Annotated in this window: 22 protein-coding genes; 21 read left to right on the forward strand and 1 reads right to left on the reverse strand. The window is 49.2% G+C overall.

What is annotated here, in order from left to right:
* Window positions 1-25: 25 nt before the first annotated feature.
* From treP to MKY82_RS14330, 14 genes are all read left to right on the forward strand, one after another.
* Entirely contained in the window at window positions 26-2,056 is a 2,031-nt protein-coding gene (gene treP / locus MKY82_RS14265; protein ID WP_339296374.1) for a PTS system trehalose-specific EIIBC component, read from the forward strand.
* A gap of 62 nt (window positions 2,057-2,118) precedes the next feature.
* Complete coding sequence (treR, locus tag MKY82_RS14270) at window positions 2,119-2,856, forward strand: trehalose operon repressor (RefSeq protein WP_339296375.1); 738 nt, start codon at window positions 2,119-2,121, stop codon at window positions 2,854-2,856.
* Window positions 2,857-3,043: 187 nt separating this feature from the next.
* Window positions 3,044-3,826: an SDR family oxidoreductase gene (locus MKY82_RS14275; protein WP_339296376.1), complete on the forward strand. Its 783-nt coding sequence runs from the start codon at window positions 3,044-3,046 to the stop codon at window positions 3,824-3,826.
* A gap of 35 nt (window positions 3,827-3,861) precedes the next feature.
* Window positions 3,862-4,839 (forward strand): BadF/BadG/BcrA/BcrD ATPase family protein, encoded by a 978-nt coding sequence (locus MKY82_RS14280; RefSeq protein ID WP_339296377.1) that lies wholly within the window; start codon window positions 3,862-3,864, stop codon window positions 4,837-4,839.
* A 317-nt stretch (window positions 4,840-5,156) separates the two neighbouring features.
* Window positions 5,157-6,239 (forward strand): Gfo/Idh/MocA family oxidoreductase, encoded by a 1,083-nt coding sequence (locus MKY82_RS14285; protein ID WP_127590332.1) that lies wholly within the window; start codon window positions 5,157-5,159, stop codon window positions 6,237-6,239.
* Between the two features lie 175 nt (window positions 6,240-6,414).
* Window positions 6,415-6,930 (forward strand): DUF3189 family protein, encoded by a 516-nt coding sequence (locus MKY82_RS14290; RefSeq protein ID WP_339296378.1) that lies wholly within the window; start codon window positions 6,415-6,417, stop codon window positions 6,928-6,930.
* Between the two features lie 279 nt (window positions 6,931-7,209).
* Entirely contained in the window at window positions 7,210-8,805 is a 1,596-nt protein-coding gene (locus MKY82_RS14295; protein WP_339296379.1) for a spore germination protein, read from the forward strand.
* A 35-nt stretch (window positions 8,806-8,840) separates the two neighbouring features.
* Entirely contained in the window at window positions 8,841-10,049 is a 1,209-nt protein-coding gene (locus tag MKY82_RS14300; RefSeq protein WP_339296674.1) for a Ger(x)C family spore germination protein, read from the forward strand.
* Between the two features lie 9 nt (window positions 10,050-10,058).
* Entirely contained in the window at window positions 10,059-10,298 is a 240-nt protein-coding gene (locus MKY82_RS14305) for a hypothetical protein (protein WP_220685508.1), read from the forward strand.
* Between the two features lie 17 nt (window positions 10,299-10,315).
* On the forward strand, window positions 10,316-11,440 hold the full coding sequence (locus MKY82_RS14310) for an endospore germination permease (RefSeq protein WP_339296380.1): 1,125 nt from the start codon (window positions 10,316-10,318) through the stop codon (window positions 11,438-11,440).
* A gap of 383 nt (window positions 11,441-11,823) precedes the next feature.
* A complete protein-coding gene (locus MKY82_RS14315; protein ID WP_339296381.1) occupies window positions 11,824-12,666 on the forward strand; it encodes a hypothetical protein in 843 nt (280 codons plus the stop codon).
* 212 nt (window positions 12,667-12,878) lie between these two features.
* Window positions 12,879-13,487 carry a TetR family transcriptional regulator gene (locus MKY82_RS14320; RefSeq protein WP_339296382.1) on the forward strand — a complete coding sequence of 203 codons (609 nt, stop codon included), beginning with the start codon at window positions 12,879-12,881 and terminating at the stop codon, window positions 13,485-13,487.
* A 20-nt stretch (window positions 13,488-13,507) separates the two neighbouring features.
* Window positions 13,508-14,530, forward strand: a complete 1,023-nt coding sequence (locus MKY82_RS14325) for a 2,3-butanediol dehydrogenase (protein ID WP_339296383.1) — start codon at window positions 13,508-13,510, stop codon at window positions 14,528-14,530.
* 185 nt (window positions 14,531-14,715) lie between these two features.
* Window positions 14,716-15,255 (forward strand): GrpB family protein, encoded by a 540-nt coding sequence (locus tag MKY82_RS14330; protein WP_220685504.1) that lies wholly within the window; start codon window positions 14,716-14,718, stop codon window positions 15,253-15,255.
* A 52-nt stretch (window positions 15,256-15,307) separates the two neighbouring features.
* On the opposite strand, the gene MKY82_RS14335 is transcribed toward MKY82_RS14330, so the two are convergent.
* On the reverse strand, window positions 15,308-16,114 hold the full coding sequence (locus tag MKY82_RS14335; protein ID WP_194542373.1) for a phytanoyl-CoA dioxygenase family protein: 807 nt from the start codon (window positions 16,112-16,114) through the stop codon (window positions 15,308-15,310).
* 142 nt (window positions 16,115-16,256) lie between these two features.
* Here MKY82_RS14335 and MKY82_RS14340 point away from each other — a divergent pair, with 142 nt between their 5' ends.
* The 7 genes from MKY82_RS14340 to MKY82_RS14370 all read left to right on the forward strand — a co-directional run bounded on the left by MKY82_RS14340 (window position 16,257) and on the right by MKY82_RS14370 (window position 26,795).
* Entirely contained in the window at window positions 16,257-17,063 is an 807-nt protein-coding gene (locus tag MKY82_RS14340; protein WP_339296384.1) for a helix-turn-helix domain-containing protein, read from the forward strand.
* Window positions 17,064-17,174: 111 nt separating this feature from the next.
* Window positions 17,175-17,789 carry an EamA family transporter gene (locus MKY82_RS14345; protein ID WP_339296385.1) on the forward strand — a complete coding sequence of 205 codons (615 nt, stop codon included), beginning with the start codon at window positions 17,175-17,177 and terminating at the stop codon, window positions 17,787-17,789.
* Window positions 17,790-18,343: 554 nt separating this feature from the next.
* Complete coding sequence (locus MKY82_RS14350; RefSeq protein WP_339296386.1) at window positions 18,344-21,586, forward strand: hypothetical protein; 3,243 nt, start codon at window positions 18,344-18,346, stop codon at window positions 21,584-21,586.
* A 410-nt stretch (window positions 21,587-21,996) separates the two neighbouring features.
* Window positions 21,997-22,956: an ABC transporter permease subunit gene (locus MKY82_RS14355; RefSeq protein WP_071221841.1), complete on the forward strand. Its 960-nt coding sequence runs from the start codon at window positions 21,997-21,999 to the stop codon at window positions 22,954-22,956.
* Between the two features lie 37 nt (window positions 22,957-22,993).
* Window positions 22,994-23,890, forward strand: a complete 897-nt coding sequence (locus MKY82_RS14360; RefSeq protein WP_339296387.1) for a carbohydrate ABC transporter permease — start codon at window positions 22,994-22,996, stop codon at window positions 23,888-23,890.
* A gap of 63 nt (window positions 23,891-23,953) precedes the next feature.
* Window positions 23,954-25,546, forward strand: coding sequence for an ABC transporter substrate-binding protein (locus MKY82_RS14365; RefSeq protein WP_339296388.1), 1,593 nt, complete (start codon window positions 23,954-23,956; stop codon window positions 25,544-25,546).
* 118 nt (window positions 25,547-25,664) lie between these two features.
* Window positions 25,665-26,795, forward strand: a complete 1,131-nt coding sequence (locus MKY82_RS14370) for a GntR family transcriptional regulator (protein ID WP_339296389.1) — start codon at window positions 25,665-25,667, stop codon at window positions 26,793-26,795.
* The last annotated feature ends 27 nt before the right edge of the window (window positions 26,796-26,822 follow it).

Here is a 26,822-nt window from a genome sequence, read left to right on the forward strand (position 1 = left end):
TTCATAATGTCAGGAGCGTAGAGCTATGGCCATTGATCGCAAAAACGTGGAGCGCATTGTCGAGGCAGTCGGCGGAAAAGACAATATCGAAGCCGCTACGCATTGCGTAACCCGATTAAGATTTGCCCTTGTGGACGACAGCATGGTGGACTCCCAAGCCCTTGAAGCGAACGATCTGGTGAAGGGGCAGTTCTCGTCCCAGGGACAGTTTCAGGTCGTGATCGGACCGGGTCTTGTCGACCAGGTTTACGATGAAATGATGGACATCACCGGCGGAGCGAGAGTTTCGAAGGATGAAGTGAAGAACATTGCGAGCAAAAAGCAAAATCCGCTGCAGCGGGCGATCAAGACGCTTGCGGATATATTCATTCCGATTCTGCCGGCCATCGTCATGGCAGGTTTGCTGCTTGGTATCAACAATCTGCTTACGGGACCGGGTATCTTCTATGAAGGACAATCGTTGATTCAGGTCCATCCCGAGTGGGCCGACGTAGCCTCGATTATTAATCTGATTGCAAGCACTGCCTTTACTTTCCTTCCCGTTCTGATCGGATGGTCGGCGGTAAGACAGTTCGGAGGCAACCCGCTGCTCGGGATTGTACTGGGTCTGATCTTGGTAAATCCGGATCTGCTCAGCGCTTACCAGTATGCCGATGCCAAGCTGGAGGGTACGGTTCCCGTCTGGAACCTGTTCGGCTTTGAAGTGGAGAAGATCGGTTATCAAGGCCAAGTGCTGCCGGTTCTAGTCTCAGCTTATATTTTGGCCAAAATCGAGAAGTTCCTGAACAAACGCGTCCATGACTCCATTAAGCTGCTTGTTGTGGCCCCCGTGGCCCTGTTGGTGACCGGGTTCCTCGCGTTTGTTCTGGTGGGACCGATCACGTTTGCCATCGGCAACGTCCTCACTTCAGGTCTTGTCAGCATTTTTGATTCCTTTGCCGCTCTCGGCGGCCTGATCTACGGCGGACTGTACGCGCTCCTTGTCATCACGGGGATGCATCATACCTTCCTTGCAGTGGACATTCAGCTCATCGGCAGTGAGGGCGGAACGTTCTTGTGGCCGATGCTGGCATTGTCTAATATTGCGCAAGGTGCCGCAGCGCTGGCCATGATGTTTATCATGAAGGAACAGAAGGCGAAAGGACTTGCCGTTACCTCTTCCATCTCCGCTTTCTTGGGGGTCACAGAGCCGGCCATCTTCGGGGTCAACGTTCGTCATAAATATCCGTTTATTTTCGGCATGATCGGATCCGGAACAGCCGGTGTGCTGCTGGCTGTGAACAACGTTCTGGCTTCATCGATCGGCGTGGGCGGGATTCCGGGATTCCTATCGATATTCCCTAACCAGTGGGGCGTCTTCTTCCTCGGCATGGCGATTGTATTGGTCATTCCGTTCACAGGGACATTGCTGTTTGGGCGTTACCAGTTGTCCAAGCAGTCTCGACGTACAACGGAAGGGAATCCTGCTGGCTCGGATGCAGCAGAACAAGCTGTTCCAGCAGCATTGAACGGCAGTTTTCAGTCCGAGTCGTTCGACTCGTCTGAATCGGCGAATAGTCCAACTATGGAAGCGGCTCAAGAAGACGTGGTCGATATCATGGCTCCGATCAAAGGGAAAGTGGTTCCCCTGTCTGAGGTGCCGGATCCTGCCTTCGCGGATAAACAGATGGGACAGGGCATTGCCATCCTCCCGTCCGAAGGAAAAGTGTATGCTCCATTTGACGGACAAGTCGCGCATCTGATTAAGAAGAGCAAACATGCCATTATTTTGACGGATACGAACGGAGTTCAGATCCTGATTCACGTCGGTATCAACACGGTCTCCTTGAAGGGAGAGGGATTCACGGCTCACGTGGAAACAGGTGCGGAGATAAGCAAAGGGCAGCTGCTGCTTGAATTCGATATGGATCGGATTCAGAAAGCCGGTTTACCCGTCATTACGCCGGTCATTATTCCAGATGGGCAGGAACATATTCAGAAGGTTACGGAGTTTGAAGGCGAAGCGTTTCCAGGCGAAACGCGAGTGCTTCAGGTGACTCTCGGTAATGGAAGCTGACAGTTCCGATGCAGCATGTAATAGCCGCTGGAAAATGGTACAATAACTGATGGTGATAAAGGATGACGAACAACATTTATTGGACGCTATACAAAGATTATGCCGACAAAATCGAAACCGGCATTCTGCAGCCCGGCAGCAAGCTGCCCTCGGAAAACGAGCTTGCGGCAACCTATCAAATCACTAGGGAAACGGTACGCAAAGGACTCAATTTGCTGGCTCAAAACGGTTATATTCACAAGGTAAAAGGTAAAGGCTCTTTTGTGCTGGATACAGGCAGAATGAACTTCCCGGTAACGGGGCTCGTCAGTTATAAAGAGCTAGCGGAACGGTTAGGCCGAAAGAGCCGAACGATTGTATATGAGACGGATTGTGTTCCGGCCGGGGAGGGAATTGCAAGGGAGCTTCAAATTCGTTCGGATCGGCTTGTATGGAGGGTCATCCGTGCCAGGGAAATCGAAGGTGAGCGCATCATTCTTGATATCGATTATTTGCTTGCCGACATCGTAACGGGTCTAACGAGAGATATTACCGGCGATTCTATCTATCAATACCTGGAGCAGGAGCTCCATCTGAAAATCAGCTACTCGAAAAAAATGATCTCGGTTGAACGAGTTACTACGATGGACCAGTCCTATATGGATCTTGGAAACGATACTCATGTCGTCGTAGTCCGGGGCTACGTTCATCTGGAAGATACCACGCTCTTCCAGTATACGGAATCGAGGCATCGATTGGATAAATTTCAGTTCGTTGATTTTGCAAGAAGAGAAACCAATCATGATTTTGGAGAGCAATAGAAGTGATTATGCAGCCGCGAATTTCATCGCGGCTTTTTTATGTTGTCTTGACACAGGCTTACCGGGGATTTGGTTAACGGGGCGATGTGCCGGAGAATAGATGGAATGAAAGAGGGAATTTCCTTCTTGATGTTGAAGCTATCTAGTAGGGATTGTCCGATAATCAAGGTAAAGGAGTCGATAGAACATGGACTTGGGACTGACAGGAAAAGTCGTGTTAATCACCGGAGGAAGCAGAGGGATAGGCCTTGAAACCGCGGTTACTTTTGCGTTGGAAGGGGCCAAGGTTGCGATTTGTGCACGGGATGAGGCGCAGTTAAAAGCTGCGGCAGACCATATCCGACAAGCAGCGGATATCGAAACGCTAACCATCGCAGCGGATGTTACGAAACCTGAGGATTGCATACAAGCGGTGAACGATACCGTGCAGCATTATGGACAGCTTGATATTCTGGTGAACAACGCCGGAACCGCCGCTGCCAGGCCATTTGAGCTGATCGACGACGAACAATGGGCATCGGATCTGGATCTCAAGCTGTTTGGCGCGATTCGATTTGCCCGTGCAGCTGTCCCTCATATGAGAGAGTCCGGCGGGGGTGCGATTATTAATGTCACGACATCCTGGGCCAAAACGCCGCCGGCCTCATCCATGCCAAGCAGCGTCAGCCGCGCTGCAGGGCAAGCCATGACCAAGGCCATGAGTCACGATTTGGCGAAAGACCAGATCCGGGTAAACACCGTATGCATCGGAACGATACGCAGTGCACAGCTTGAAGCGCGTTGGAAACGTGAATCACCGGAACTCGCTTGGGAACAGTATGCCCGGGACCCGCGCCATAACATTCCGCTCGGACGTATCGGAAACACGGAAGAAGCGGCAAAATTTATCGTATTTATGGCATCCGATGCTGCTTCCTATGTTACAGGCACTTCCATCAATATTGACGGAGGTTCAGCTCCGTCTTTGTAAGCCGTTAGCAATTAAGAACGCGGGAGGTCTTGGATGTGAAGCATGAGGTCGTGATCGGAATCGATGGAGGTGGATCGCAAACACGCGTCATGGTCAGCGATTTGTATGGAAATATTCTCTCCTATGCCGTTGGTGGAGCCTCCTCGATCCATAAAGACAGGAATGCACATAAGAATGTTCAGCAAACCATACGCATGGCACTTACCATGGCAGGCTGCAGATTGGATCAAGTCAAGGGTCTGTATGCGGGAATAGCGGGTTACGAGTCGGATCAAGACATGGAGTGGGTAACTCGTTTAACCGCGATCGAAGGACTCGGTTGCCCGAAATGGTACGTGAACGATTCTGTTGTCGCGCACACAGGTGCATTCATGGGGAATCCAGGAATCGTTGTTGTGTCGGGGACGGGATCCATGATTCTGGGAATAACCGAGCGAGAGATTCCTATCAAAAATGTGGATTTTCACCATTACGCCGCCAGCGCAGCGAGATTTCTATCTTATGATGCTGTGTATCAGATGTTGGCCGGGAATATTCATCCATCCGATGAATCGTTGGTCCGTCAAATCCAAACCTATTGGGGAGTCGAAAATAGGGACCAGCTTCGAATGTTGGCGTTATCGGGCTTTATAGAAGATCCACAAGAGCGGGACAAGAAGTTCGGGGAGATGGCTCCACTTATCACGACAGCAGCTGAAGCTGGAAGCCCATTAGCTCGGAGCGTATGCGATGAAGGCATGAAACAAATCATGGTAGGTGTTGAGATTATAGGTTCATTTTTTAAGTCGGATCATGTATCGGTAACCGGCATCGGGAGTGTCGTAAACTGCGCTTATATGAAATCTAAGCTGATAAACAGCTTGCAATCTGGCATCAACAAGCAATATGAATTTCAGAACCCTCAATTATCGGCGGCTGCCGGCGCCGTGCTTATGGCATTTCGCAGTTTGGGTCTGCAGGTGGATTCCCATAGGGTTGAATCCATGCGCAGGCACCCTCATGCTACATGGTAGAATTCATTTTTTCATAATTTATATTATGTAAACTTAGGATCATATGTAGTAAGAGCCCCATTTGCCTAATGATGTTCTTCTCATAAGGATGTCGTAATTTTATATATGATTTGTCGCATAGTTGGACTAAAAAAACGAGTGAGATGTGATACCTTATATGTGGATGTCATGGCAGCTAAGTTCATATCCGGAGACCGAAGAGATGTTGTGGCAGAATTACATACATAAAAGCCCGCCTGCTCTTTAAGGCGTTATGGATAGGCAGGACTTTATATTTGAAGTGATTAAAAATTAATGAAAAGTGATGGTGATGATTCATGTCTAAGGTGTATCGAATTGGAATTATCGGCTGTGGCGGTATCGCAAACGGGAAGCATCTGCCGAGCTTAAGCAGATTGAACAACGTGGAGCTTGTGGCATTCTGTGATATCGTCCTTGATCGGGCAGAAGCTGCTGCTAGCAAGTACGGGATTGAGGAAGCTAAAGTGTATAGCGACTATAAAGAGCTGCTTCAGGATCAAAGCATCGATATCATTCATGTTCTGACGCCTAATGACTCACATGCCGAAATTTCCATTGCGTCCCTTGAAGCAGGTAAGCATGTAATGTGCGAGAAACCGATGGCAAAAACGGCTGCGGATGCCAAGCGGATGATGGAAACCGCAGAGCGTACAGGCAAGAAATTGACGATCGGATACAATAACCGATTCCGTGAAGACAGTCTTTACCTGAAACAAGTATGCGAAGCCGGTGAGCTCGGAAATATTTATTTTGCCAAGGCTCATGCCGTACGGAGAAGAGCGGTTCCAACTTGGGGCGTGTTTTTGGATGAGGAAAAACAAGGCGGCGGGCCGCTTATCGATATCGGTACGCATGCTCTCGATTTGACCCTCTGGATGATGGATAATTACAAACCGAAGATCGTCCTCGGTACCACTTACCATGAATTGTCTCGCAAGGAGAACGCGGCAAATGCTTGGGGACCATGGGATCCGGAAAAATTCACCGTTGAGGATTCCGCATTCGGTATGATTGTAATGGAGAATGGCGCGACCATCATGCTGGAATCCAGCTGGGCGCTCAATACGCTGGATATCGATGAAGCTAAATGTACGCTGAGCGGTTCGGAAGGCGGAGCCGACATGAAGAACGGTCTTCGCATCAACGGCGAGAAATTCAGTCGTCTGTACACCAACGAGATCGAATTGAATTCCGGCGGAGTAGCGTTCTATGACGGGAAGAAGGAGCAGGCTCCGGATGTTGAGATGAGAAGATGGATCGAGGCGATCGATCAGGATAAGGATCCTGTCGTAACCCCGGAACAAGCTTATGTCGTATCTCGAATTTTGGAAGCTCTCTACGAATCCGCAAAACTCGGCAAAGCCGTTTACCTGGACTAAGTTTAGATTTATATGATGATTTAATCATGCAAAAGCCCTGATGTTCAGGGCTTTTTTTATGTCGATCATATTGAATCTAGCAAAACTGTGGATAGGTGATGGGGAGGAATGGGATATAGTATAGATTAATGAGGCATAATAAGCTCATTACATCATGAAGGCAGGGTTATATGAAATGATATTTATTTATAATGATTACGGTGGAACCCATACAACCTCGCTGGCAGCCGCGTATCATCTAAATAAATTACCCACGCATCGGCAGCTTACTACAGACGAGATTCTGGCGGTTGACTATTTCAATAAACTCAATACTTCCGACATGGGCAAACTCGTTTTCCACGGGCTGGATGAGAACGGGAATCCGGTATACACACTTGGAAGGGGCTCATCCAAGGTTGTCATACCAGCTCTAAAAAATTTGAGCCTGATCCTTCAAGACAAATATCAGAACGCAGAACCGATTGTATATTCCAATACTTCGCCTACCGTTCCATTGGTCATGACGATTGGAGGATTTTTAACTAAAAGATTAAAATTGAGTTTTATAGGCGATCCATTATTAATCGCAGGGGCGAAGCAGTGCTGCAGCAACATCCGTGAACTGGTTCTACATACCAAACAAACCGCAGCCTCGAGGTCTGGAACAGAGTCTGTAATCGTTATGGAGAACAAAAATTTCTCCGCATAGCTATTTGATATCCGCACTGACTGAGAAGATAATCCGGGATTCCACAGGTGTATCTTCTTTTTTATTAGCCCAAATATGCCTCAGCGTTTCTGTTATAGAGCTGAGTCGTATGATACAAAATCACTCAATTTTCGTTCAGCCGCGTCATCCTGTGAGAGTGGATGTTATCGAAATTTCCCTTGGCCTGCTTGGTACACAGCAATGTGCATCAGACAGTTTACAGCTGGTTTTCTTCGGTAATAATGGGGGAATAGCATCTGAGAGAGGGAGGATGTTCCCATGCGGTATCGAAGAAGAACCGGCCATCCCGTCAATAACCGCATCAAAGATACCCTACCGGCTAACACATCGATTACAGATCCCGATGCCTTAAGCCCGGATATACAAAGCAATCTAAACCATATCAGAGCAGCCCTTGGCAACAGCACCGATATCGTGATCAGGGAAATTCCGCTGGATGAAGAGGAGATACACTATATCGCTATCGTTTATACGGACGGTTTGGCGGATCAAAAGATCATTTCGGAATCCATCATGATGGTTGTAGCAGATATTGCGAAATCCCGGGTCAGGGAAGATTCGGAACATTCGAAACCATTCGACGGGCAAAAGATATTAGAACAAATTTCCCTCGTCAATAATGAGATTCAGTCTATTACCGATTATAAAAAGTTGTTCCATTCCTTATTGTCGGGAGACACCATTTTTCTGGTAGATGGATTGAATCGAGGCATCGCGGCAGGTACACGCGGTTGGAAGGACCGCGGGGTCATGGAAACATCGGCGGAGAATGTCGTCCGCGGTCCGCGCGAGTCCTTTTCGGAGTCGCTGCGTACGAATACAGCCTTGATTCGCCGGAAAATCAAGGATCCTCAACTATGGATGGAAACGCAACAGATCGGTCGAGTGACGCAGACGGATGTCGCCATGATGTACATTAACGGCATTGCAAACGATAAAATTGTCGGGGAAGTCCGGACCCGGCTTGGACGAATCGATGTGGACAGCATCTTGGAGAGCGGCTATATCGAGGAGTTGATTCAGGATAAGACGTTAACTCCTTTTCCTACCGTTTATAATACCGAACGTCCGGATGTGGTTGCGTCCGAGCTGCTGGAAGGAAAAATTGCGATTATCGTGGACGGGACTCCGTTTGTTCTGATTGTTCCGGCTCTCTTTGTCTCTTTCTTGCATGCTGCGGAGGATTACTATCAGCGCGCGGATATCAGCTCTTTCCTGCGCTTGCTGCGCTACCTGAGCATATTTATTTCTTTGCTTGGACCTTCCCTCTATGTTGCCATAACCACCTTTCATCACGAAATGCTGCCGACAAGGCTCCTGTTCGGACTGGCTGGGCAGCGTGAGCAGATCCCGTTTCCTGCCTTTGTCGAGGCGGTCCTTATGGAGGTTACCTTCGAGATCCTTCGGGAGGCAGGCGTGCGGCTGCCCAAAAATATCGGATCGGCGATTTCCATCGTAGGCACATTGGTGATTGGGCAAGCCGCCGTTGAAGCGGGGATCATTTCGCCCGCCATGGTCATCGTGGTTGCGATCACGGCAATTTCAAGCTTCGTCGTTCCATCCTTTAATATGTCCATTGCTTTTCGGATGCTCCGGTTTCCGTTAATGGCTCTTGCCGGATCCTTTGGCCTGTTCGGCATCTTAGTGGGGATCATCGCCCTAATTCTCCATTTGTGCAGCCTACGCTCGTTCGGCGTTCCGTACATGTCACCTTTCGCGCCGTTAATTCCGGAGGGGCAAAAAGATACGATATTGCGGCTCCCGCATTGGATGCTGCTGAGTCGCCCCCGACTGATGAATCAGAACAACCAAAAGCGCAGAAAAAGCACACCACCCCAAAAATCGCGGGAATAGATTATTGCAGACCAGCGGGAAAGTGAGTGAAATGGATGAAACGGATCACGGCGTTGATTCTCCTGCATATTGTCATCATGCTTCTTCTGAGCGGTTGCTGGAATCGCAGGGAATTGAACGATCTGGCCATAGCGGTAGCCGCTGGGGTGGACTGGGTGGAAGGCCGCTATCGTTTAACTGTCCAGGTTGCCAATCCCGGACAGCTCACCGCCAAAAGAAGTGGAGGTCCCCAAGCGCCTGCTACATTGTATACGGCAGAAGGGGACACTATTTTTGAAGCCGCACGGAGGATGACACAGATCAGTCCGCGGAAAATTTATTTTTCCCATTTACGGATGTTTCTTATGGATGAGGCAATGGCAAAGGAAGGGATTGCCAAAGTTCTGGACTTGCTATCCAGGGATCATGAATTTAGACCCGATTTCTACTTGGTTGTGACCAAAGGAGCAACGGCGGAGGAAACGTTGAAAATCATGACGTCCCTGGAAACCATCCCTGCAAATAAACTTTACGAATCGCTGCAAATCTCCGAGAAGGTATGGTCACCCAGCATGGCTGTAACACTGGATGAATTGATAAGCGATATGACCAGCAGCGGCAAACACCCCGTGCTTACAGGATTGATCATAACTGGGAATCGGGACATCGGAAAAACGAAGAAGAATGTAGAAAATATTAATACGCCAAGCCAATTGAAATATTCGGGGCTTGCCGTTTTCAAAAGGGACAAGCAGATTGGGTGGTTAAACGAGAAGGATAGCAGAGGGTATCGACTTATTACGGGGCACGTGAAAAGCTCTGTAGATTTCATACCTTGCCGGCGGAACGATGGCAAGGTTATTGTGGAGACGCTTAGGTCCGAAACGAAGCTGAAGGGAAGAATGGTCCAATCCCGTCCTCAAATGGATATCCGAATTAATATGGAGGGAAATATCGGCTCTGTAGAGTGCGGCGGCTTGGATCTGTCTCACCCTGATACCTTAAGAGACCTCGAAGTCCAAATGGAAGAAAGACTTACCCAAAGCTTAGAGGCGGTTATCGCTAAAGTACAAACGGAGCATAAAGTGGACATCTTCGGCTTCGGGGAAGCTTTTCGCCGTGCGCACCCGAAGGCGTGGAAAGGGATGAAGGACGAGTGGGAAGACCGATATTTTCCGAATCTCGAGACCCATATCCAGGTGGATTATAAAATCCGGCGTACAGGAACTACCAACGATTCATTTCTAAATGATATCAAGGAATGAGGCGATTTCATGCTCAACTTCGCGATTATAGCGGCTTCAGCCGGGATCTTAACCTGGCTGGAGCTGCCGAGGATGCTCCGGGAAAAAGAATACAGGGAAATCTGGGGGTTCGCGGTATTCATGATCATTGGCATGGGAATCAGCGTGGCTCAAACGGTCATGAAAGATATCCCAACTCCCTTGGCTATGATCACGGTCGTATTCAAGCCGCTCAGTGATTGGCTTACTGCCATCGGTTTGATCCAATAAGAAAAGGAGCGGGAAAGATGCCCGTAGTCAAAATTTCACTGCGTCAGGTCAGCATATTAACTGCCTTGTATACGATCGGAAGTGCTATTCTTATCGTTCCTTCGAGTATGGCTTCCATTGCTAAGCAAGATGCATGGATTGCCTGCTTGGTCGGTACCGGCCTCGGATTCATCATTCTGGCGCTGCAGCTGCAATTGTTCAAAAAATATCCGGAAACGAATTTAATGCAGTTGTCCGAGAAGCTTTTTGGAAAATGGATCGGCAAAACGATAAACCTTCTCTTCCTGCTTACGTTGTTCCTAGGCGGTCCCGCTACGGTGTTACATGAGATCGGTATTTTCATGACGATCCAGATGCTGCCGGAAAGTCCGATTCAGGCGATCATCTTCCTATTTGGGGCCCTGGTTGTGCTTGGGGTGCGTTTAGGCCTTGAGGTGCTGGCTCGTTCAGCGGAAATGCTCTTTCCATGGTTTCTTCTTCTGTTTCTATCCATGAGTTTATTATTATTGTCAGAGATTAAATGGGAGAATGCTATGCCGATTTTGGAATCGGGGATTAACCCCTTCTTTCCAGCCGCCGTCTCTTTCGTTAGCATTACTTTTCTGCCGAATGTCGTGTTGATGATCATCTACCCGGGGGCCGTCAACCGACCGTCAGAAACATACAAAGCCGTTTATATCGGCAGTTTATTCGGAGCGATGGTGTTGTTTACGATTATTGCCTTAACGATCTTGGTACTGGGTCCAGACATAACAGCAAGAAACCTTTATCCAAGTTATATGCTGGCAAAAAAAATCAATATCGGCAATTTTCTTCAGCGGATTGAGGCGGTCATGGCCGTGATGTGGTTTATCACTTTATTTTATCGAATTTCCTTGTTTTTCTATGCCATAGCGATTGGGGTAAGCCAAATATTTAATATTAAAAACTATCAGCCTCTGGTCGTTCCGCTCGGTTGGATTCTGGCCGCGGTTTCCGTCTTCATCTATCCCAATGTTCCATTCAAGTTGGTATGGGATACTAAGACCTGGATTCCGTATACGATTACCATCGGATTTATACTCCCGCTTTTGTTGTTCGGCATGCACGGATTGCGTAAAATTGGTTCCAAAAAAAACAAAAAGTCCTCGAAATCCGCCTAAACGGTTGGAGGACAAAGTGGGTTAATTGATAATCCACAGAAATCGCTATTGAAATGGAAATAGCTTAGCTTGTGCGATCCGTCTACTTGTAGACGGTTTTTTTATGTTGAGCCGGCAGGAAAGGGAAGTTTATCTATTGCGCACTAATAGATGAAGTCACTCTGACATTATTAAGGAATAACGGCGATTGTGATTTATGTCAAATTCTTCATCCGTTCTTCGATGCTCCGCTACATAGTTGCCATTCCAGTCGCGAACAAGAGTAGAAGGGTCCGTATTGATCCTATCCATTGTCTGATGCCGATTGAAACCCCGCGTACCTGGCAGTCGTATATGATAATTGTCATCTCTGACATCGTTAACGGGAGGAGGAGATAAAACCCGTGGTCAAGCAACGCAAAAATAAACCCAGTCGTACAGGTATCCATACATATAAGCAGAAAGCGAGAAAACAACGTAAACGATCCGAAGACACCCGCTTCGATCGGTTCTGGTTTCGGATTATGGAAGCGATCGGATGGATTATCCTGCTTGGATCGCTTCTAATGTATTGGAATTCCGCCCGGCTCACGACCATTATAAACAAAGCTCAGCCGGTCCATCATTTGACATCCGAAATGACTGGCTATGTACGTCTCGAAGGTCAGGCTGGGGGAGAAGCGGCATATACGGATGAAGGCAAGCTCCAGGATCTTTATGCTCTGCTCCAGAAAGAGCCGTTCCGCTGGGAATGCGGTAAGGGTGGTTGCGATTACAAGCTGGATGATAACGGAAGCCACCAATCATGGGGAAGTTCAGAGCTTAACGGAGTAACGGTTCAGGCGGAACGGTTCAGGTTTTACACGGACTGGCTTCCGCTGAATTTTGCGACGGTTGACTCGAAACATGTCTCCCTGATTTACCAAGGAAATTCATCCCGACCGCTGCTGATGGAAAGTCCCAAGGGTACGGCTTACGGTTATTATGCCGTCTCCCCCGGGGATTGGGTGACGGTAATTGGCCGGGCTAACAAAGGCCAGTTGGAAGCCTTTCCCTTACCGGGGGACGATACGAAACATCCTGTTCTGCTGATCGGTACGAGTGTGGAACAGATGTTGTCGGAAGAGAAAGGAGTCCAGTCCGTGTATTTGATCATTTCTTGTATCGTCGCATTGATGCTGCTCCCTAAAATGATCGGAAGAACCAGGCGAATCACTCCATGGTTAAAGACTAGAAGAGCGAGATAGTATGAACTGCATACGGAGGCGAGGATCATGGCTGCGGGGAAGACCGCGGCTCTTGATCCAAGGGTGCAGACACATTTGACATGAATAAAAACGAGGAGTAAAATGAATTCGCAGCTGCTTGAACAATTGTTCAAAACGAACGTTCAAATCAAAGAATCAACTTAACGAATAATTGGAATAGCAAATACATGTAGACAGGTAATGGATATCGAATGGTAAACGAAGAACAGGTACAGAATCAGGAAAAGGACGTAAAGCAGAAGATTTTAGGGGCAGCGAAGAAGCTGTTTGCCGGAAAAGGTTTTGAAGGCACCAGCGTCAGGGAAATTTGCGACGAAGCAGGCGTTGCATTAGCGCTGGTATCCTACCATTTCGGAGGAAAGGACAAGCTGCTCTATGCTTTGTTCGAACCGCTTAATGAACATTTTGCGAAGCTGTCCTTCAACTTGGAGGAGCCAATCAACGCGCTTGAAGCGTTTATCCGTGGTTTTGTTGCATACCGTTACGATAACGAAGAGTTGATTCATATCCTGCAGCAGGAAATGATGATGCAAAGTCCCCGGCTCAAGATGCTTTCGAATGCCTATTATCCTTCTTGGGTACATCTAAGAGCCATACTGGAAGCAGGGAAGAGCCAAGGCGTGTTTCAGTTCGAATCGATTGTGTACGCCGTCCATTTTGTGATGGGGGTCGTTATCTTTTCCAGACAGAACCCGTTCCTCGAGCCAGTGTTCGGCGATTTGCCCCCTGCGGAGGACAACGCCGCGCAGGCAGCTGAGCATATTATTCGTCTTGTCTTGAACGGTTTGCATTCATCGTGAACAGCAAAGGGGATAACATCATGAGAGCAGCGAAAATATACGGAACTAAAGACATCAGGGTTGAAGAAACGGCCATTCCTCCTCTTGAAGCGGGAAAGATACTCCTCAAAGTGGATTATGCAGGCATATGCGGAAGCGACATGCATGAATATGTAGCGGGTACATTTCCAATCCGCACGCAGCCGGTTCTCGGACATGAATTCTCCGGTACGGTCGTTGAAGTAGGAGAAGGCGTAACCTCTGTGGAGCCCGGTGATCAGGTGGCCGTTGAACCACTCATCGCTTGCGGCCATTGCTCCAATTGCCGAAGAGGAATGGTGAATCTGTGCTCGAACAGCGGCGGTTACGGTTATTCCATTTCTGGCGGGTTCGCGGAATACGCCGTTGTTAAAGAGGAGAATGCGTTTAAGCTTCCAGCTGAAATGGACGTTAAGCTTGGAGCACTCGTCGAGCCTACGGCCGTAGCGGTTCATGCGGTACGGCAAAGCACGCTGCGTCTTGGCGATACGGCAGCCATCTTTGGGGCTGGTCCGATCGGTCTTTTGCTCCTGCAAGCGGTGAAAGCGGCGGGAGCAAGCGAAATCATCGTCGTGGAAGTATCCGATGACCGCCGGGAGAAGGCGCTGGAGCTAGGTGCAACCCACGTACTTAACCCGGTTGAAGTCGATGCAGTTGCACGAATCAAGGAGCTGACGGACGGAGGAGTGGACGTAGCCTTTGATGCGGCGGGTGTGCAGGCTACATTCTTGAGCGGCGTAAGTGCGGTGAGAAAAGGCGGGGAATTCAAGGTTGTGAGTTTGTGGGAACAGCCGGTCACCTTTAGCCCGAACAGCTTTGTAAAGACCGAAGCCAAAATTACCGGTTCTTACGCTTACGCAAACCTGTTCCCCGAGGTGATTCGATTGCTCGCCGGAGGTATCATTGATGGGAACAAGGTCATCACAAGCCTCATACCGCTCGGCGATATTGTCGAGAAAGGCTTTGAAACATTGGCCAATGATCGAAAACAATGCAAAATTTTAGTTGATATGCACTTGTCCTAATGAATCAGCCCTACCAAGATCTCTATGGTAGGGCTTTTCTATACTGTACCTTACGCCGAATTTAATGGGAGGTGGAATTATTATCCACTCAGTCTTCATCAAAGGCATTTTTTTATATATAATTAATTCTTACATATTTTCATAAACCACTCTTAGGTTAATAAAAGCAAAGCGAGGTGAGCGTGATGGAGGATACCATCACCATTGTAGAATTTGACCAAAGCTGGGCGGAAGCTTTTGAATCCGAAAAAGAAGCGCTGCTTTCGGGACTTGGTGCCGAAGCGGCAGCCATCGAGCATGTGGGGAGTACCGCGATTCCCGGGCAGGCATCCAAGCCGGTGATCGACATCTTTGTCGGTTTGACGCCGCTCCGGCCGGTCGCCTATTATGAATCAAGGTTTGATCCGGCTAGCTATACGCATATTCCAACCGGAATGCAGGGGAGATATTTATTTGCCAAGCGTACGGAAGGAAAGTGGACTCATAATGTTCACCTTATGATGTATGATGCGTTGTTCCATACGAGAAATGAAATTTTGCTGCGAGATTATTTGCGTAGTCATCCGGAGCTTGTCACGCAGTACGGCGCAGTAAAAAGGGCGGCTGCCCTAAACGCAAGTTCCATGGAAGCCTATACGAAGGAGAAAACCGCTTTTATTCAGATGGTTGTGGATGCGGCCCGAAGCGAGCTGGGCCTTCCGCTGCAGAATGTGTGGGAAGATTAAGATTAAAAACAGCACGACCAGCGCTATCAAGGTATACGCTGGTGCATGAAATTTAATGGGGATATGCCGTATCAAATTCGACGCCGCACGGACCGCCATTCGGATTGATGTCGAGATTGACTTCCGTCCCGTCCTCCCGGAATAATGGCCGATAGAAAGCACCGATCTTGGCAGCCGAGGCGTTGGCGTAGTGGCAGATGAAGGCTCGGCGAAAACGGTTGGATTTGTTACGGTAGGAGCCGTGGATCAGGTTGCCGTTAAAGAACAGCACATCGCCTTTGTCCATGATCGCCGGGAGGGCCTTGCTATCCTTGGGCGGCTTTACGAAATGGGTGGTGAACGACTCGTTCGAGTCGGCTTCCTCCGGGCACACCAGAGCATAATCACTTGTTTTCGGAACGACGAGCAACCCGCCGTTCTCTTCATTAGACGCATCGATTGCGGTCCACGCCGCGATACAGTTACCCGGCTCGACCTGCAGGTAAAAGTTGTCCTGGTGCAGCGCTTGTCCGCGGGAACCCGGGGGTTTGTAATAGAACATGCTTTGAGCCGCGAGTGCCGGCTCGCCATACAAATCGGCCAGTACATCCATAACAGGCTTGTGCAGCATATATTTCATCGCGGTCGGATTAAAGCGGTGCGGATGCATCACACGGGGATAACGCTTCAGCGGTTCGACAACTTCCTCATCCAACACCGGCTCAAAGTGGCCAGGAACGGTAGTATGGCTGATCTCCTCAAACGTTGCTTCGATTTCCGACACCTCCTCCTGGCGGAAGAGCCCTTTTACGATTAAATAACCTTCCGTTTCGAACAATTGCAACTGTTCTTGAGTCAATACTCTTGGCTGCTTTTGCATGGGAATGCCTCCTGTACGTTTATTGTTTTTCCTATTGACAATAGAATATCGCCTGCTTAACTTGAGAGGAAGTCAGTTTTCTGCTTATTAATACCGGGATTCTGCTATTCTGTTATTACAGGTACAAAAGGAGGAGAAGTTCATGCGAACGCCGGCGGGCAGGCACGTGAAACCCTTAGAAAGTACCGGCACCATATTCGGCGACCATTTCGATCAAGACGATGCTTATCGCTTACGTCGCCCTCATGGCATGAAGGATTGGCTGCTTGTTTATACGCTGCATGGAGAGGGCTATGTCCGGACGCCTGCCGGAGAGAAGCGCTGCGGACCCGGGCAGCTTGGCCTACTGCGCGCCAATATCGCGCATGAATACGGAACTGTGAAGGGGAAACGCTGGAACTTCCTGTGGATTCATTATCCCGGACTTCCGGAAAACAGGATGCTGCGTTATGAGGAGTTTCTAGTCGAAACGCTGCCCGATGAACGTGTACGTGGGCGAGTCGAGCAAGCATTTCGGAATGTACTTCAAGATTCACTGGATCGTTTGGACCTATGGGAGGCGCTGTGTGAGAATTCGTTGCGTGAAATTTTGCTCCTGCTTGCGCAGCGGATGAACAAAAGACTCGATCCCAGAGTCGAGCAGACCCTTGGTTTGCTGTCCCGATCGTTAAAAGAAGATATTCGAATCGACGCGATATCGCGAGAGATCGGAATTTCGGGGTCAAGGCTGGCCCACTTGTTCAAGCAAGAAACGGGGTACACTATCGTGGAGCATCTGAATCAAATGAGGGTTCGCCATGCCGCCTTATTGATGACCCATTCCGGCCGTACGGCGAACGAAGCCGCGCAGGATGTCGGGTTTAACAGTTACAATCATTTTGCCGATCAGTTTCGCAAACAGTACGGGGTTTCACCGAGGCAGTACCGCCAGGCGTGCAAGCCTACATGAAGGCTGCCAGGCTTACGTTATTCATGAATCATACCAATGGAAGCTGCCTGCAAGAGCGCTGTATAGAATCACGCTGTACAACCTCCACTGGCCAGCAGCATGGCTTCGGTATTGAATGCAACGACGCCGATCTGGACCATGATCGTCGGGTTGCTGTTCTTCGGCTCCGTGTTTAGGCGGATTCAATGGATGGGCATGGGCGTCACGCTTGTCGGACTGATCATTCTGCTCGGCATTCGACCTGGATCATTTATTACCGTCGATTTCATTGGGTTTGCGACAATGATAGGTGCTACTTTGTGTTACGCCGTTGGTTCGCAGTTATCCAAACGTTTATTGGGCGGACTGAGTATGTATCAGTTAACGTTCGCTACATTGCTTGGGGCAATGGCAGGGAGTGGAGTGATCGCTCTTACAACGGAAACGGTTGAGCTTGCCAAGATCGCGGAGCCTGCCAGTATAGGTTCTCTTGTTGGCCTGGGCATATTCGGTTCTGGCGTGGCCTATATTCTGTTCAATTATATGGTCTTGAAAGGGAGCCCCGAGTTCGCGACATCCGTCACTTATCTCGTGCCTGCAACGGCGATGATCTGGGGATATACACTGCTGGATGAACCGATTGGGCGGAGCCTGATCATCGGCCTAATTCTCATTTTATCCGGGGTGTTTATCACCAACCGTGGCGGACGAACACAAAAAGAAAGAGTTGCTGCTGTACCTAAATAACATTCAATAGCACCAAGAAGGACTGCTAAAGAGGCAGTCTTTTATTTTTTTATCCCCGCGTTGTACCTTAACTGAAGCATTCAAGAAATTAAGGGATTTCGATATAAACGAAAGTGAAGAATTTCCTAAAGAGCTTCCTAAAGAAGGAAGGATGCCGGGTTTGAGACGAATTGACATTTTGCTCCGGGCCGCTTAAATTGCGGCTTTTTTCTTGTTTACCGTCGGGTTTAGTTATTTATCTATTGGGTTCCAAACTTTAAATTTTCGATGAAGATTTTGCGATTATTCTACCACTTTTGCAAAATCCACTTTGACCCTTAACGAGACAAATGTAAGAAAGCAAAATAAATATCGATTGACACCACCTTGCTATTTGCCTAATATACGGGCCAGACGACCCGGGTCCAAGTTCTGGATTCTACTTACAAGGGCTTGTCAATGCATTGAAAAAGGAGGATCCGTATACAAAAACCGAGACTAACGCCCGTTCGATACCCGCATGCATGCGCAGTGGTCTTTCGGGAAGACAACGATTGATTCCAAGGAGGTTATTTATGAGATTTAGAAAAGGTGGCAAGTACCAGGTCTTGATGCTTGCAATTTGTTTTATATTGGCATGCTCAGGAGGCAGCGGTGTCGCAGCTGCTTCCGGGGAGAGCAGGCTGGCTCAGAAAACATACGGAACACCGGAGGAAATTCTCATTCCTAACAACTATACAGTTGCCGTATTCAACGGTACGGCAGGGAAGGAAGAAGGCCGCAACGTTCTTTATGCGACCAGTAAAGGAAAGCCGGGGCATCTTAACGTGATCGACCTGGAGGATTATAAACTGCTGCGGAGTATTCCGATCGGACCCTCCGAAAGCTCATGGGCACATACGACGGCACCGGACGGAACATTGTTCCTTGCGGCTGACGGTGGCGGAGCCAGGCTGTGGAGTTACTCACCGGTTACTCATGTCCCTGTGCAAGTGGCACAGTTCGACGGCCAGTCGGTTCCGAACAGCATCACCACGGATGAACAGGGCCGCGTATATGTCGGAACCTATCCCGGCGGCAAAGTGTATCAGTATGACCCGGCTACAAAGCAAACCAAAGATTATGGCCGCGTCATCGGGTTGCTTGACCAGGAATATGTGCGCTCCATTGCTTACCAGGGCGGCAATATATATGCCGGCACCGCGCATAAGCAGATCGTACGCGTGAATTTAGCAACCGGGGAGAAAACAAATATCGCTGCTTCCCTTCCCATTAAAGAAGACACCGTGTATGACCTGAGCACGATTGATAACCGTTATTTGTTTGCCCGATATACGGACGGAAGCGGCATTCCTGGAGAGGCGTTTATCTACGATACGCAGACGGAAAGCTGGCTGGATGTTGTGCTCGAGAATGTAACGGGGCTGCACGCAACGGACTCGCTTGACGGAAAACTGTATTATATGTCCGACAAGAAGCTGAAAACGTTTAATCTTGCCACGCATGAGGTCGAGTTAACCGGAATGGAGTACAACAGCGGATTTCGGGGAGTAGATTGGGTTGAATTTCCCCATAATCCGGAATACCCAGGCAAAAATCTGGTGACCGTCCGTTATGACGGCGGCGTTACGATCATGAATATCGAAACGAAGCAAGTGCACCTGTTGCCGCCTGTTATTCCGGGTCTGCCCGGCGTTGTCAACCGGTTGAAAAGCGTGTCCGATACGGAGCTGATCACCACCGGCTCGCAGGCGCGATCCTCGCTCGTCGATCTGACGGATAACACCGCAACGCCGTTCAGCATCGGCCAAGCGGATAGCGTTCATGCCGTAGGCAATAAAGTCTATATGGGCGTGTACCCGGAGGGCGGACTGTACGAGTTCGATTTATCGACGGAGCCTGGAACGAACAATCCGAAGCGACTGGCCGTACTGGGCAACGATCAGGAGAGGCTGGTAGATATCTCCAGTTCCAAAGGCAAGCTCTACATTTCGACGATATCCGGCTACGGCACGCTGGGCGGCTCATTGACCGTTTATGATACCGTCACCGGAGAAATCAACGTTCATCGCAATGTCGTCCAGAATCAGAGCGTGCTCAGCACGACGGTTCATGACGGCAAGGTGTTCGGCTCCACCACGATTCGAGGCGGACTGGGTTCTGAACCGACGGAAGCGGAAGCGAAGATTTTTGTCTGGGATGAGGAGACACAGCAAAAAATAGCAGAGTTTCCACTCCGGGTTCCCGGTCTGGATAAACCGATATTCATCGGAGATCTTTCGGCAGGTCCGGACGGATTGATCTGGGGGGCATCCTATGAGTATATTTTTGCGATCGATCCCGATACGTATGAAGTCGTGAAGAGTAAAAAAGTGTATCCAAGCTTGAATTTCAGCCAATGGGCGCATCACCCGCTCCGCTGGTCGGAGGATGGACTGCTCTATGTGCTGTTTAACAACAAACTGACGGTCATTGACCCTGAAACGCTGGAACATCGGACATTGGCCGACACCTCCCGATTCGATCTACATGCGGACGGGAATCTCTATTTCACGGACATGCAAACCAATACGATCCTGTATCGGATGGAAGTTGACGGTGAGGTCGTGGAGGAACCGCCGCATACGGCTGTTCCCGTCACCAATCCCGGCTTCGAAGAGGAGTTGAAGGGTTGGGGCCCGTTATTCGCTCCAGGCAACGGTTACCGCTATGATCGCAGCACAGAACGCAGTTTCACGGGAACGCACAGCCTGAAGATTACGGATACGCTGAGAACGGCATCCGTTGCCGTTCAGAGTGATCCGATTCCCGTCATTCCGGGAGAGGAATATACGGCGGGCATGAATCTTTATATTGAATCCGGTCAGCCTGGCTTTATGTTCCGATTCTTTGATAGCAATAACGCGACCATCTCCACCTTGGAAACCCATTTGGATGAATCGCGATTGGCCCAATGGCAGAAAGTGACGCTAAGAGGGAAGGCTCCAGCTAATGCGGCTTATGCAAAACTGATTGCGGTAACTTCCAGATACAATGTGGCAACAGCCTATTATGACGATTTCTTTGTAACGGTAAAAGACAGTGTGCCGCCCGTCTCCACGGTTAGTCTATCGCCTTCTCCCAACGAGAACGGCTGGGTGAATTCCGATGTGTCCTTGTCCATCTCTGCCGACCGCGCGTACTCCATTGCATACGCTGCGGAAGGGGCACAGCCAATAGAGAAGACTACAATAAAAGGGAATACGGCCCAGCTTGAAATCACGAAGGAAGGCGTCACGACGGTCACCTATTCCGCCACTAACTTCTCAGGCGTGCCTGAGGTTCCGGGGACGCTGAAGGTGCAGATCGACAAGACGGCACCTGTCGTTGAATTCACCGGTGAGCGTACGTATACCGTAACCGATTCTGTATACGTTTCGTGCAGCGCCGTCGACAGTCTGTCTGGGTTAGCTGACAATCCTTGTTCTCATTCACTGATTGAACGTCCTGCCTATTTCTTCGAGCCAGGATCCCACGATATCTCCGTCAAGGCAATCGATCTGGCGGGAAATAAAACGGAAGCGGTCTTTCGTTTCGAGGTGATTGTAACGTATGACAGCTTGTCCGCGCTTGCAGCGCATTTCGCCGCGAGCGATCCAGGACTCGCACAATCGCTGTCAAGTAAACTCCTCCATGCCAAAGAGGCCGAGAATAGAGGTAACACCTCTGCCAAGGAAGGCATGCTGAACGCCTTTTCCAATCAAGTTAGCGCACAATCCGGCAAAATATTGACGGGCGAACAAGCAAAAATACTTGCCAAACTGGCAGGTTACCTGTAAGCAGACGAAAGCTTCAGCCATTTTAAAAACACGACACTTTTTTTCCATATCGTCGTATCGTCGTCCATATAGTAGGAACAGCCGCGTGAATTACGCGGCTTTTTTTGTTGTCAACCAAACGCATGGAATGGATTGTTTCTCATCATTAACAATGGCTGTACCGTCGAAATTTGTCATAACAAAAGTGCAATTTATACTTCTAAAGTAGCAATTTTTCGATGTCATATTGACTGGAAATTGAATGCTAACTAGAATGTGTTATAACAAATAATCAATATATTCAAAATTGTTAGTACAAGTAAGTTACGAAAAGGAGGTGATGCATTGCCAACGGAAGCCGATATTAGTCGACCACCGTGGCTAATATTTACTTACTATTTTGATCGAGAAAAAGGAGGTCATGACAAAGCATGGACGCCCGATTAAACTCGGCATCCCCACAGCCCGCTCCAAAGTCCAACAAATGGACGCATGTTAAAAGGCAGCTCAAGCGAAATATCGGGTTGTATATCATTATCTCGCCGGCGGTGCTTTATTTTTTGATCTGGCATTATTGGCCGATGTACGGCGTTCAGATCGCCTTCAAGGATTTTATGCCTGGCCTTGGCATTTGGAACAGTCCATGGGTCGGGTTCGAGCACTTCGAGCGGTTATTTGACGCTTATTATTTTTGGACGATTCTGAAGAATACCATCGGGATCAGTTTATACGGCCTGTTGGTTGGCATTCCCGCTCCGATCTTGCTTGCGCTTTTGTTCAACGAGATTCGAAATCGTAAATTCCGCTCATTCGCCCAAAGCATCTCCTACGCACCGCACTTCATTTCGGTTGTGGTCGCGGTCGGTATTCTGTTCTTCTTTATCTCGCCGACGAATGGCGTCTTCAACTCCATCCTTGTTTCCTTGGGGAGGGAACCGGTCGATTATCTGGCAGAGCCATCGAAATTCTGGCATCTGTACGTCTGGTCGGGCGTATGGCAAGGAGTTGGCTGGTCTTCGCTCATCTACAGCGCTGCCATCTCGGGCATCTCGCCTGACCTGTATGAGGCGGCTTATATGGACGGGGCCAGCAAATTTCGGCGAATTTGGCATATCACGATTCCCGGTATCGTTCCGACCATCGTGATCCTGTCCATCTTGAGCGCCGGCGGCATCATGAGTGTCGGCTTCGAGAAAATTCTGTTGATGCAAAACGCGATGAACCTGGAAACCTCCGAGGTGATCTCCACTTACATGTACAAGAGCGGACTGCTTAACACCCAGTACAGCTTTTCGGCGGCAGTCGGTCTGTTCAACAATGTGATCAATTTTATCATCCTGATTATCGTCAATGCGGTTGCACGCAAAGCGGGGGAGACCAGCTTATGGTAGAGGTCGTCGATGCAGGATTAAGGAGGGAATGTAAGAAGTGCTGCTGAACATCAAACGAACGCCTGGAGAAAAGCTGGCCGATATCATCATTCTAGTGCTGTCCATTCTGGTAATCATCGTCATTTTGTACCCGCTTCTCTTTGTTTTGTTTGCTTCATTTTCCGATCCGCGCCAAATTTGGGACAAGCCGCTGCTGCTGTTCCCGGCAGGCTTCAATCTCGACAGTTATGCCAAAGTGTTTGAGAACAGCGAGATCTGGAGAGGGTATGCCAATACGCTTCTGTACGCATTCATAGGGACGGCGATCAATATTATGATGACGGTATTTGGCGCTTATCCGCTCTCCAGAAAGCGCTTTTACGGCAAGGGACTGTTTACGCTGCTGTTTGCTTTCACCATGTTTTTCGGCGGCGGGTTGATCCCTCTTTATTTGGTAAACAAGGAACTAGGACTTCTGAACACGATGTGGGCCTTGGTACTGCCTGGTGCGATCAGCGCCTACAACATGATTATTATGCGAACCTACTTCCAGACCCGGATTCCGGTGGAGCTCGAAGAGAGCGCCTACGTCGACGGCTGCAATGATTTTCATATGCTGTTTCGAATCGTGCTGCCTTTGTCGATGCCGATTATTGCCGTAATGATCCTGTTCTACGGGGTCGGCCATTGGAACTCATATTTTGACGCTATGATTTATTTGACGGATCGTAGTAAATTTCCGCTGCAGCTGATTTTAAGAGAAATACTGGTTCAGAACGACTTCAAGGAAATGGCCGGAATATCGGTCGGTGCCGAATATGCGGATCAGATGATGGTCAAGGAAGGCTTGAAATATGCGATCGTCGTATTATCCGCGCTGCCGCTGCTCCTGTTGTATCCGCTGCTGTCGCGTTTCTTTGAGAAAGGCATCATGGTGGGAGCCATCAAAGGGTAAGCCGATATAGAGAGCGGTCATTACCGCTTGGAACTCATAATCATGAAAAGAGGGGATATGGATATGAGAAAAGGAATGAAACTTTTGCTTGCCTTGACGATGTCATGTTCGTTGACGCTTTCCGCCTGCGGCGGTTCAGGGGGTAAGGCGGAGCCGGAACCGGCCGGAACGGAAGGAGATCCCGGAAACATCAAGCTAAGGATCGTCAAGCGCGGGTATACCGATGTGCATCCTCCGGCCGATCAATTATGGATGTGGCAAAAATACGAAGAAATGTCCGGCATTCAAGTCGAATTTGAGGAGCTGGCGGGTTCCGCCGTCAACGAACGAAAAAATGTCATGCTTGGCTCCAACGACCTGCCGGATGCATTCTATCGCATTGCTTTCGGTACCGACGAGCTGATGAAATACGGCAAACAAGGCTTATTTGTTCCGCTTGAGGACCTGATCGAGCAGCATGCTCCGAATTTGAACAAACTCCTGAAGGATAATCCGGACATTAAGGGAGCCATCACGATGTCGGACGGGCATATTTATGCCCTGCCTTACGTCGATTTCTCTAAAGCGTTCAATTCCGTTCGCCTGTATATCAATAAGGATTGGCTGGATGAAGCGGGGCTTAAAGTGCCCAAGACGACCGAGGAGTTCCGACAAGCGCTCATGAAGGTTCGGGAGAAGGACAGCTCCCGTCTCGGGTGGGTGCTTGAATCGCAGTACTGGACTTTCCTGGAGAGCTTTCTGGCCGGCAGCTTCGGCATGGGGGAAGGCGGTGCCAAGGCATTCGGTCAATATCTATATAAGGACGCGGACGGACAGGTTAAGACAACGTTTAATGATCCGAAGTACAGAGAGCTGCTCCGTTACATGAGCGATTTGTACAAGGACGGGTCACTGGCCCAGCAAAATTTTACGACAGGCTATGATTATGCGAAGTGGTCTACGGACGGCTCCAACAATCTGATCGGTTCGTTTGTATGGGAAGGACCGGGATATATCGGTAAGGATGCAGCCGAGAACTATGTAGGCATTCATGCCCTCGAGGGGCCGAACGGGGATAAAGTCGCTGGGGTGCTGGGGCCGCCTGCCAAAGGGATTTTCGGCTTTGTCATCACCAACAAAAACAAATATCCGGTTGAAACCATCAAGTGGATCGATTATTTCTATGGGGAGGAAGGGATTAACTTTGCCACCTTTGGACTTGAGGGCGAAACCTATGATATGGTTGACGGCAAACCGAAATACAAGGACGAGATTCTAAATTACAAGGGCGGCGTGCAGCTGGGCGCTTTCCAATATGTTGATAATGTGTATGGTGCTTATTATCCATATGTTGAGCCAGACGACGATTTGCGGATGGCGGCGCGTGGGACGACGGTAGCCGACGAGATTAAGGCGGATCCGGCTGAGCTGGATCAGTTGGCGCCTAAAGAGCTTTGGCCAGATTTTGTTCCTACGGATGAGGAAGCCAATCAAACGAGCGCGATCCTGACCGATATCAATAAATACATTGAGGAGATGCGGGTGAAGTTTGTGACGGGGAAAGCCAGCCTGGACACGGACTGGGATAACTACGTAAAGACTCTGGACAAAATGGGAGCCCAGAGCTACTTGGATATCAAACGAGCGCAGTATGAACGTTATACAAATGTAAAGTAATCGAAATGACTCGAAGTAGGAAGATAGGAGCGGTTTACATGCCGATGATGCAAACGCTATAATTTTAGTACGACAAGATTTACACTGGAAAATAGATATAGATGGGATGAGAACCAAGTTGACCAAAGACAATAAACCACCGCTGTATCGCGTGATGATGGATGAGCTGAAATCACAAATTTCTTCAGGCCACTATGCTCCTGAAGCCCAGCTTCCTACGGAGTCCGAGCTAAGCTCCACCTTCGGCGTGAGCCGTATTACAACAAGAAGAGCGCTTGAGGAGCTGGAGCGGGACGGGTTTATCTACCGTGTCAAAGGAAGCGGCAGCTTTGTTAAACCCCGGCAACGTGGGCAAGAGCAGCGGTCGGTTGGAATGGATAAAATGATATCGCTGATCCTGCCTTCCGAAGACGATCGCGGCACGATGGGATATATTCGCGGAGCTTCGGACTGGCTCAACGCGAACGGTTACTATTTGAGTATTCACCAAAGCGACTACGATTCCCAGAAAGAACGCGATCTGCTGGAAATGCTGACCCGAAAGGGCATTGCGGCCATTATATTGTATCCGCGGAACGATCAGACGAATTACGACATTCTGCATCGACTTTGCCTTGAGGATTATCCGATCGTGACGATCGATAAATATTTTGACAGTCTGCCGCTTGGGGCGGTGGTTTCTGACAATTTCAGTGGATCCTATCAAGCCGTATCCAGGCTGATTGAGCTCGGTCATCGAAAGATCGCGTTTCTTACAGCAGTCAGCATTGAATCAACCTCTTCGGTGCGCAACCGGTATTTCGGATACTGCCAAGCGCTGAAGGACCATGGACTTCCCGTGGATAGCCGTTATATCAGGCTGAATATGAAGGATTATCGAGAGAAGGTTGGCTTTGAACGATTTTATAATGAGCTGCTGGACTCTTACCGGACGGAAGGGGTAACGGCTGTTCAGACGGAGAATGATCTGATCGCCGCCAACCTGCTGAACCGCTGTTTGGAACGAGGGATCCGTATTCCGGAGGATATTTCGATCATAGGCTTTGATAATAATCCTGTCACAGAGCATGTCATGATTCCGCTGACCACCGTTGAGCAGAATTTTTACGAGATTGGACGCCAAGCTGCCGAACATGTTGTAAACTGGCTCGAGAGAGGGAAACAGACACCGGACCGGACACTGATCCCCGTCAAGCTGGTGGAGCGTGATACAACCGCAGCAGCTCCGAGAGGGAAAGTCACGGAGTAGATAGGATAGAAAGGATGATATGAAGGC

The organism is Paenibacillus sp. FSL W7-1279 (assembly GCF_037969845.1).
Taxonomy (GTDB): Bacteria; Bacillota; Bacilli; order Paenibacillales; family Paenibacillaceae; genus Paenibacillus_AQ.

Excerpts from the sequence above, each read along its gene's own strand:
- MKY82_RS14330 (WP_220685504.1), top strand. The coding sequence starts at position 14,716 with ATGGAGGATACCATCACCATTGTAGAATTTGACCAAAGCTGGGCGGAA.
- MKY82_RS14310 (WP_339296380.1), top strand. The coding sequence starts at position 10,316 with ATGCCCGTAGTCAAAATTTCACTGCGTCAGGTCAGCATATTAACTGCC.
- MKY82_RS14285 (WP_127590332.1), top strand. The coding sequence starts at position 5,157 with ATGTCTAAGGTGTATCGAATTGGAATTATCGGCTGTGGCGGTATCGCA.
- MKY82_RS14355 (WP_071221841.1), top strand. The coding sequence starts at position 21,997 with ATGGACGCCCGATTAAACTCGGCATCCCCACAGCCCGCTCCAAAGTCC.
- MKY82_RS14320 (WP_339296382.1), top strand. The coding sequence starts at position 12,879 with ATGGTAAACGAAGAACAGGTACAGAATCAGGAAAAGGACGTAAAGCAG.
- MKY82_RS14305 (WP_220685508.1), top strand. The coding sequence starts at position 10,059 with ATGCTCAACTTCGCGATTATAGCGGCTTCAGCCGGGATCTTAACCTGG.
- MKY82_RS14325 (WP_339296383.1), top strand. The coding sequence starts at position 13,508 with ATGAGAGCAGCGAAAATATACGGAACTAAAGACATCAGGGTTGAAGAA.
- MKY82_RS14340 (WP_339296384.1), top strand. The coding sequence starts at position 16,257 with ATGCGAACGCCGGCGGGCAGGCACGTGAAACCCTTAGAAAGTACCGGC.
- MKY82_RS14300 (WP_339296674.1), top strand. The coding sequence starts at position 8,841 with ATGAAACGGATCACGGCGTTGATTCTCCTGCATATTGTCATCATGCTT.
- MKY82_RS14275 (WP_339296376.1), top strand. The coding sequence starts at position 3,044 with ATGGACTTGGGACTGACAGGAAAAGTCGTGTTAATCACCGGAGGAAGC.
- treR (WP_339296375.1), top strand. The coding sequence starts at position 2,119 with ATGACGAACAACATTTATTGGACGCTATACAAAGATTATGCCGACAAA.
- treP (WP_339296374.1), top strand. The coding sequence starts at position 26 with ATGGCCATTGATCGCAAAAACGTGGAGCGCATTGTCGAGGCAGTCGGC.
- MKY82_RS14290 (WP_339296378.1), top strand. The coding sequence starts at position 6,415 with ATGATATTTATTTATAATGATTACGGTGGAACCCATACAACCTCGCTG.
- MKY82_RS14365 (WP_339296388.1), top strand. The coding sequence starts at position 23,954 with ATGAGAAAAGGAATGAAACTTTTGCTTGCCTTGACGATGTCATGTTCG.
- MKY82_RS14295 (WP_339296379.1), top strand. The coding sequence starts at position 7,210 with ATGCGGTATCGAAGAAGAACCGGCCATCCCGTCAATAACCGCATCAAA.
- MKY82_RS14350 (WP_339296386.1), top strand. The coding sequence starts at position 18,344 with ATGAGATTTAGAAAAGGTGGCAAGTACCAGGTCTTGATGCTTGCAATT.
- MKY82_RS14335 (WP_194542373.1), bottom strand. The coding sequence starts at position 16,114 with ATGCAAAAGCAGCCAAGAGTATTGACTCAAGAACAGTTGCAATTGTTC.